Source organism: Reinekea sp. G2M2-21 (assembly GCF_015687175.1).
Lineage (GTDB): Bacteria > Pseudomonadota > Gammaproteobacteria > Pseudomonadales > Natronospirillaceae > Reinekea.
Genome location: NZ_JADPQG010000005.1, coordinates 407,837 through 416,270 on the forward strand (window position 1 = coordinate 407,837; position 8,434 = coordinate 416,270).

Consider the following 8,434-nt stretch of genomic DNA (forward strand, 5'->3'; position numbering starts at 1 on the left):
TGACGTTAAGTGAGGTACGCAATGGCAGCGATTTTAGAGATGCGCGGTATCACCAAAACATTCCCTGGTGTTAAAGCTCTGGACAATGTGAATCTGACGGTAGAAGAAGGTGAGATTCATGCCATTGTCGGTGAAAACGGGGCGGGAAAGTCGACGTTGATGAAAGTGCTCAGCGGTGTTCACCCAGCGGATAGTTACAGCGGCGACATCGTCTTCGAAAATACCGTGCAGAGCTTTTCCGGTATTGCCGACAGTGAACAAAAAGGCATTATCATCATCCACCAGGAATTGGCGCTGGTGCCGCAGTTATCGATTGCTGAAAATATTTTCCTGGGAAACGAACAGGCCAAACGGGGCTTGATCAACTGGGAACAAACCTTCAAGAAAACCCAGGCACTGCTGCAAAAGGTTGGCTTGTCTGACTCACCCGATTCTCTGATTCTGGATATTGGTGTTGGTAAGCAGCAGCTGGTGGAAATTGCCAAGGCTCTGTCCAAAAACGTAAAGCTGTTGATCTTGGACGAACCCACCGCCAGCTTGAATGAAAAAGACAGCGACGCGTTAATGGAGTTGCTGCTGGAGTTCAAACGACAGGGCATGTCCGCCATTTTGATTTCCCATAAATTAAACGAAGTACGCAAAGTCGCGGACTCCATTACGGTTATCCGTGATGGCGCGTCGATCACGACTATGGATTGCAAAACCAACCCGATTCAGGAAGCGGATATTGTCCGGCACATGGTGGGCCGCGCGTTGGAAGACCGCTTTCCACCCAAGACAGCAACAGTGGGTGACGTGGTTCTGGAAGTGAACGATTGGAACGTTTTCCACCACATGAAACACGACCGTCAGGTGGTCAAGAATGCGAGCCTGAACGTGCGCAAAGGTGAAGTGGTCGGCATTGCCGGGCTCATGGGCGCGGGCAGAACGGAATTAGCCATGAGTCTGTTTGGTCGGTCGTACGGTCGGCAAATATCCGGCGAGGTTAAGTTACGCGGCGAATCGGTAAAACTGGATACCGTCGACAGCGCCGTGAAAGCCGGATTGGCGTACGTCACGGAAGATCGCAAGAATTATGGCCTGGTGTTGATCGAAGACATCGTGAAAAACATTTCGCTGGCAAACCTGAACGGCGTGTCAAACCGAGGTGTGATCGACGCGACGCAGGAATCCGGTGTGGCCGAAAAATATCGGACTGACCTGAATATTAAGTGTGCCAACGTACATCAGAAAACAGTCAATTTGTCCGGCGGTAATCAACAAAAAGTGGTGTTGTCGAAATGGTTGTTCTCCAACCCGGATGTGTTGATTTTGGATGAGCCCACGCGCGGCATTGATGTCGGCGCGAAGTACGAAATTTACACCATCATCGATCAGCTGGCGGCAGCCGGAAAAGGCGTGTTGATGATCTCTTCGGAAATGCCCGAGTTACTCGGCATGTGTGACCGGATTTATGTCATGAACGAAGGTGAAATGATCGGTGAATTAACGGCAGACGATGCCTCACAAGAAGCCATTATGTCCATTATTATGCAAGCGGGGAGTAAAGACTATGTCGACGCAGTCCACTGAGTTGTCTGCACCGGTGACCAATGGTTCACGCGTGTTGACCAAATCCTGGAAAGGTAACATCCGTGAATACGGTATGTTGATGGCGTTGGTCGTTATCATGTTGTTTTTCCAATTTCTAACCGACGGAGTGTTGTTGAAGCCGTTGAACCTGACCAACCTTGTGTTGCAAAACAGCTACATCATCATCATGGCGATTGGCATGTTGCTGGTGATTGTTGCCGGACATATCGATTTGTCTGTCGGCTCTGTGGTAGGTTTTATTGGCGCCTTGGCCGCCGTGCTTATGGTGAATTTGAACTGGCCGATTATTCCGGCGGTTCTGGTCTGTTTGGTTATGGGCGGCCTGATTGGCGCTGCGCAAGGGTATTGGGTAGCCTACTATCGCATCCCCGCCTTTATTGTAACTCTGGCGGGCATGTTGGTGTTCAAGGGGCTGACGCTGGCGTTGTTGAATGGTCAGTCAGTAGGGCCGTTCCCGGATACGTTCCAGCGCCTGAGCTCTGGCTTTATACCCGATTTCTTTGGTGCTGGTGGTTTTCATGTAACGTCCTTTTTGATCGGCATGGGGTTGATCGCCTTTCTGTTCATCACAGGGTATCAGCAACGGAAAAACCAGATAGCCCATCAGATCGCCGTTGAGCCATTGCAGTTCTTCCTGATTAAAAACATTGTATTGTCGGTGGCGGCCGGTTATATCCTGTATCTGTTGTCGACGTATCAAGGCTTGCCGAATGTCTTGATCATCATGGCGCTGTTGATTTCCGCCTATACCTTTTTTACCAACCGCTCAACCGTCGGTCGCCGCATTTACGCCATTGGCGGTAATGAAAAAGCGGCCATGCTTTCAGGTATTAACACTAAGCGTCTGACCTTCTTCACGTTTGTGAATATGGGCATGTTGGCAGCCTTAGCTGGGTTGGTTTTCGCCGCGCGGCTAAATACCGCAACACCGAAAGCGGGTCTGGCATTTGAGCTCGACGTTATTGCTGCTGTGTTTATCGGTGGTGCGTCGATGCAAGGTGGTGTTGGTAAGGTAACGGGTGCTGTTATCGGTGCTTTGGTTATGGGTGTTATGAATAATGGTATGTCGATTATGGGGATCGGCATTGATTGGCAACAGGTGATTAAAGGTTTGGTGTTGTTGGCGGCAGTGATATTTGACGTCTACAACAAGAATAAATCTGCGTAGAGGGTCGTTAAGCCTATTAGCCCGCCTGAGTTTGGCGGGCTTTTTTTGTGTAACTGTTTCTTTGCAAAGCTCATTCGGACATGACGGGTAGCCAATGAGGCACATCTCCGCGAAACGCCAATCGGCTCCCTCACAGGTTAACCAGGGTAGAAAACCCGGATAGCCGCGGCTATCAGCAGCAGAATAATGATGGGTTTCAATGCAGACGATTGCCGGCTGGCTTGTTGCCATTCATCGCGTAACGCATCCAGAAGATCTTGTTCTTCTTGCGATATCGCTTCGCCGCTTGCTTCTTTCTTATAAAGGTTTTGCAGCTGCATTTTTTGCTTAAAGCTGAGTTCTTTTAACGACTTGTATGAATCCATGTTTTGTTTCTCCTTTGGTTGAATCGTTTTTCCACTGGTCACTGATTTGACTTTGTGCTCTCAAATAATGCGCAATAAACCGTCAATCGATATATGAAATATATTGCGACTCGACGGGATTAGTGTTCGCAAGGTTCACCCCACCATCTTTAAACATTTGGTGTCCGCCACCAGAATAGGTGAGAGGCACGTCCGAGGTTAGTTTGTACTCAATAGGTCTATCGCAATGTGATGCCTGAGAAATCCTCTGCAATTAGCAGTTGCTACAACTTTATCTCTCCTTGGACGTCAAGCTCTGGCTCCGGCTCCGGCTCCGGCTTTGGCTACGGCTCAGCAACCCGAACACTTATTCCGTACACCAAATAACGTCGATTTTAAAAAGCAATGCTTAAGGTTCGTCAGATGAAAAGGAAACAGACCTGATATTCTTAGTATTTTCCAAGTCGGGACCTTCTTTAACTCTGGCGTGGCCTGTTCCACTATAGGTAAAAGCGACATCTGACCAAAATGAAACTTTAACCGGTTTATCGCATTGTAATAACTCTATTGTATAGCTGGAGTTTCCGAATGAGACATCATCCCAGCTGAAATCTGATTGATCAATAAACTCAGACATCGTCATATCGCTGTTTAGTGGAGTCCCTTGAATGACGATATATGAAGTAGAAGTCATATTGGAATCGTTGACAAAGTAATATGTAAACGACTCTATCTTATCGGCCGACTCATCCTCAAACCCTAATAATGCACCATTGAACCAAGAGTAAATATTTCGTTTTGGGTAGATGGAATGGCTGATACTATATTCAAATCCCAGTGCTTTCTTAACGTTCGTAATTGTTTCATTGATTGAAAATGGGTTTCCGTTTAAATAAAGCGAGCAAGTGTCGAATCTAAGTTGGATTTCTTGTTAAGAAAACTCAGATAGATTTATTTCTTTTTCAGTTAGATTTTCTTTAAGCTTATTTTTATTCGGGTCTCGATTTTCAGAGCAAGATGAAACCATTGCGGCGACTATTAGCGTAGCCATTATTAGATTAGTTATGGTATAGGTACACCGGCGAATTTTCATCTGGTTTGTTCTCAGTTGTTTTGAGCGAATAGTTAATGTCTTTGGCTTTTCCACTACATTAAGAATATTTGGCATAAGCCCGTGATCCAAAGTTGGTCGAATCCCTAATGCTACGTGGGTGCTTTTTTAACTCGATGGCAATGTATTTATTGGCATTCTTTGCTTTATCTCGATCTTTTGTCATGCGTCGTATCTGATCTTTATTGCGTTAAAATTCTTCTACCAGTTTGTCTTTGATGGTGCGATCTTGAGAAGGTGTTTTCCTACTATGTCTTTCCAAATTGGAAGGGTTCCTGTGTTGCGCCAATTGGTGTTCATGATACTGGGTCCTAACACTCAGTACTAATTGACCGGATAATTTAATAAAAGCTAACTTCCAGCGATTCCACACGTGATGTATTGCTGAGGTCTGGTTCGCCCTTCAGCCTGGCATGTCCATTACCTATGTACTTGAATTTAACATCAGAGGAATAATAATAGACGATTGGTTTTGTGCAATTGTTGAAAACCCTTTCATAACTGAAATTTCCAAACTCAAACTGGTCAAACTCATAAAAGGATGACTCAACGAATTGCTTCATTGTCATACCTTTGCCTAGAGGTGTGCCTTCAACTAAAACGTAAAATTCCGTATTTTCGAAATACGTGTGTTCAAAATTAATTGAGAACAGGTTTATTCTGTTGTCTGCTAGGTTCTCACGAATAACTAATGCACCATCAAGCCAATAGCTGGCAATGTTTGTGTTTGATTGCTCCTCTCTTTCTGGGGCGCCCAGTTTGTTTTTTATTTTTTCAGAAACCCCTCCCAATTCAAAACCGGTATCGTTGTAACGGAAATTGCACCCGTTAAGTTCAATTCGGTGTGCTTGCTTCGAAAAAGCCGAAAGCATTCTACGCGCTTCGGGTGTATCTCTTAGCATGCTTTGAACAGCTATTTGTTCCTTCTTTTCTTCAAAGCACGCTGTCAAGGTGGCGCAACTCGCCAATAGAATTAAGTAAGTAAATAGAGCGCTTCTAATGCAACTATAATTGTTCATAGGCTAACTAATCTAAATAGTTTCTTGAAAAAATGAGTTTTGGAACAATCATTTCCTGACCAGCATAAATGGTATCGTTTGTGTAGCCGTTCAACTCTTTAAGCTCAGCAATACTGCTGTCGCAACGCTTGGCTATTGAACCTAGTGTATCACCGGGTTTTATTTTGTAGATGTAGCCGTTATTGTATTCCGTGTCGTCAGACTCAATGGCAGACTTACAGAAATCAGGCTTTGGGTATTTGGCATCCCACTTTAATTTCAGTGCATTTGCTCGCTTACGTTGCGCTTTACTCTTTTTGCGTGCCGTTTTGATGAAGGCGTTAAAAACCCCGTTGTCATTGATCTGGTCGTCATCTCCGCCTGTAAAGAATACTTCCAACTTTTCAATAGTTTTTACGGTTGCAGGATTCTCAAGGAAGTCATCTATATTCTTGAATGTCTCTTCCATTTCATCAATGGCATGCAGTGTGCGGTCAATAATTGCACTGGGCGTGCTCGCCATGCATATTTCTTGCCGGTGGTCCATCGCCCATGCTTCTACAATAGGATCTTGCCAAGTGGAGGTAACTGGGTGACGCATGATTTTATCAACGACTTTAATGGCGTCATTGACACTGCCAGCATTCGTCCAGACATCCATCATTTTTTCACCTACTTGCTTAACGGCTTCAACTGCTAATTTTGCGGATAGATTATGCAGTGGTGCTTCAAGGTCATCTTTTGCGACTTGGGTATGCGACGGATTTGTTCCAATAGAAAACTTTCCAAGTTCCATCATATCCAAATCTTTATCGAGCAATACCTGTGCGTCATTCAAGTTTGCAGCGACAGCCTTAATCAAGAAGTATTGCGTAAATTTGAACATTAGTCCAATGCGCTCACTAACCCAATGAAAGCCTTTTTGTACGGCGTCAGGTAAATAGTTCTTGAAACGAGTGAACTGATCCCTGACTGAAAGCAACATCTCAAAACTGGCTGCATAGCTATCGTCATCGGTTCCTGTTTTGTCTTGACCTTGGGCACGGTCTATATCTCTGAGGATTTCAAGAATCAGTACATCGTTAAAGGTACGGGTGCCGGGTTTTGTTTCTTCCCATGCGGTTAATTCTAGGTTAAACAACACATGATTCAGTACCGGTAGAACGCTCGCCGCTGTATCTATCATACCAAAAGTACCTGTGACAACAGGTATATAGCTAGCGAGTCTGTTGGCAGGTTTGTTGCCTATGTGAACGTTTTGATGGGTATTCAGTATTAAGTGTTTGTCATCAAAACCAACGCCGGCGTATAGGTCTTCGTATTTATATTTGAATGTATTTCCGTCAACGGTTACTTCGTCCACCCATGGAAATACGAAAGGTTCTATTGATTTAATCAGGCTGATTTCAGTGTAGTTTGTGTGAGCAAAATAATCCTCAAGAGTATGCATTGCGGCACCGAAGTCGACGAGTACTTGGGTGTTGTTGAGCCCATTTGGAACCGCAGCCTTTTTGAGTTGCTTCACTATGTATTCGTAAGCCGTTGGAAACGATTCCCCTTCTATCTGATATTTGTGTTTGCTGCGTATGTAGTTTTTCATGCCAAAATCTTTGTTGATTTCATGCAATTCATGGTTGTCAGCTACATATCCGACAAATTTATGGTATAGAGTTTTATCCTCTCGGTTGCCGCCCTCAGAAGTTTGACCCAGACCCAGAGGGTTATCAATATGTTCTTCTGGTCGATAGACACCAAGAACGTCTGGTGTAATGGGTAAAAACTGTTCACGAAAGACCTTTATGTGTCCGTTGTAGTCCTTAACATTTTCTTCGGTCATTTTTTTCTGATGAACGAATTCTTTTATTGCACCGAGTTCAACGACTGTTGTCAGAGCTTCTACTGAAAGCATGACAGGGTGAAACTGCACCGTTTCCCAAGTTAATTTGAACCTAAACCAGTCGAGCTCAACGCCAGAAGGGATGTCCATGGTTGAAGTGTGTTCTTCATTCATGTTGTTTGTGGCGAAGGTCCCAGGATTAACTGGCGTCTGCGAGTCTAAGGAATCGGTTACATTCGCCATTGGGCGAACGGTCATCGGGTCAACCAACTGGGAGAAGTCGCGTAGCCAGTTGCCTAGGTATACGGTGTTTAAAATACGATCTACATCTTTTTTAGATAAATCAATATTCTTATTTATAGTTAATTCCACTAGGGCTTTTAAAGCTTCATTCTCCACATCTCCATGCCCGTACTTACCATGCACCCCCATATAACCGGCTTTATAAAACTCGAATTCTCCGTAATTGTCGTCTTGCTGCTGTCGGTCTTCATTGACATAGGCTTTGAGTTCATTGTGCAAGTCAGAAAAATCCCAGACTAATGATACTTCTGCACCGTCGATCAAGGCATCCGCAAAGTACTGATCTGATTTTTCTAGTGGATTGAGTTGTAAAACGTTATAGGCGAATTTAGCTCCTTCGTCTTTTAGAGCATCGGGACGTTGTGTTTTTGCGTAATGATTTCGCAATAGGTAGTCGAGATAATGACCATATTCTTCGATAAGAATAGTCATCAGCTCTCCACGTTTATCGTTGTCAGCAGTAGCATCTCGAATTACTTTTTCAGATACCCATATTTCTTGCTTTGAACCATTGTTAAAGAAGGCCGCTATACCGGACCCAAGTGGAATGGTTTTTTTAACAACAAAACGTGGTGTAAGAATTGTATGCTCCGCTTTTGCGTCCCAGTACAGTTCTTCGTAAGCCTTTGCTGGAATGTCCAAACCGAAAATATCGATAAACACACCCATAAACATAGCCAAACTGTCTTTTTGAGCCATTAGGGTGAGTTGTTCTTTCGCGAAAATGGATCTTAATTCAACAGCAGACGTTTCGGTTTCATCCTCGACGATGTTTCGTTCAATCATTTTTCGCTCATAGGGCGTAAGAACGTCTTTCGAATCTACGAATGTTTCCAGCTCTAAGGGAGCGATATCGTTCACCCGTTTTGGTTTAAAGGTTTTCGCACTCTCTGGCTCATTGCTTTCACCCAGTTCGTATTCAACGTTGCCGTCGAACGTGACGCCGCTCTGGCCTTTCAGAGTGATCTGTTTGCCGAACAGTTTGATGTTGCCTTTGCCGTCGATCTTAAACCCGCCGGTGCCGTTGCTGAACAGCAAATCCCCTCTGCCGGTACCGGTGATGGTGATGTCGTTTGGGGG

The 8,434-nt window shown here is 44.7% G+C and carries 6 protein-coding genes; 2 read left to right on the top strand and 4 right to left on the bottom strand.

Features of this window, described 5'->3' with window-relative positions; all coding sequences use genetic code 11:
* Positions 1-21 precede the first annotated feature (21 nt).
* Positions 22-1,572 (top strand): multiple monosaccharide ABC transporter ATP-binding protein, encoded by a 1,551-nt coding sequence (gene mmsA / locus IYN85_RS19025; RefSeq protein WP_196160516.1) that lies wholly within the window; start codon positions 22-24, stop codon positions 1,570-1,572.
* On the top strand, positions 1,553-2,761 hold the full coding sequence (gene mmsB, locus IYN85_RS19030) for a multiple monosaccharide ABC transporter permease (protein ID WP_196160517.1): 1,209 nt from the start codon (positions 1,553-1,555) through the stop codon (positions 2,759-2,761). Before mmsA ends, mmsB begins: the two co-directional genes overlap by 20 nt.
* A gap of 137 nt (positions 2,762-2,898) precedes the next feature.
* On the opposite strand, the gene IYN85_RS19035 is transcribed toward mmsB, so the two are convergent.
* The 4 genes from IYN85_RS19035 to IYN85_RS19050 all read right to left on the bottom strand — a co-directional run.
* Entirely contained in the window at positions 2,899-3,126 is a 228-nt protein-coding gene (locus tag IYN85_RS19035) for a hypothetical protein (protein WP_196160518.1), read from the bottom strand.
* Between the two features lie 388 nt (positions 3,127-3,514).
* The gene (locus tag IYN85_RS19040) at positions 3,515-3,799 is read right to left on the bottom strand and encodes a hypothetical protein (protein WP_196160519.1); all 285 of its coding nucleotides are present in this window, start codon (positions 3,797-3,799) and stop codon (positions 3,515-3,517) included.
* Positions 3,800-4,557: 758 nt separating this feature from the next.
* The gene (locus tag IYN85_RS19045) at positions 4,558-5,235 is read right to left on the bottom strand and encodes a hypothetical protein (protein WP_196160520.1); all 678 of its coding nucleotides are present in this window, start codon (positions 5,233-5,235) and stop codon (positions 4,558-4,560) included.
* A gap of 7 nt (positions 5,236-5,242) precedes the next feature.
* On the bottom strand, positions 5,243-8,434 hold a 3,192-nt coding region (locus IYN85_RS19050; RefSeq protein ID WP_196160521.1), incomplete at its 5' end, for an HET-C-related protein.

Coding starts and splice junctions, on each gene's coding strand:
- mmsA (WP_196160516.1), top strand. CDS start 22: ATGGCAGCGATTTTAGAGATGCGCGGTATCACCAAAACATTCCCTGGT.
- mmsB (WP_196160517.1), top strand. CDS start 1,553: ATGTCGACGCAGTCCACTGAGTTGTCTGCACCGGTGACCAATGGTTCA.
- IYN85_RS19035 (WP_196160518.1), bottom strand. CDS start 3,126: ATGGATTCATACAAGTCGTTAAAAGAACTCAGCTTTAAGCAAAAAATG.
- IYN85_RS19040 (WP_196160519.1), bottom strand. CDS start 3,799: ATGACTTCTACTTCATATATCGTCATTCAAGGGACTCCACTAAACAGC.
- IYN85_RS19045 (WP_196160520.1), bottom strand. CDS start 5,235: ATGAACAATTATAGTTGCATTAGAAGCGCTCTATTTACTTACTTAATT.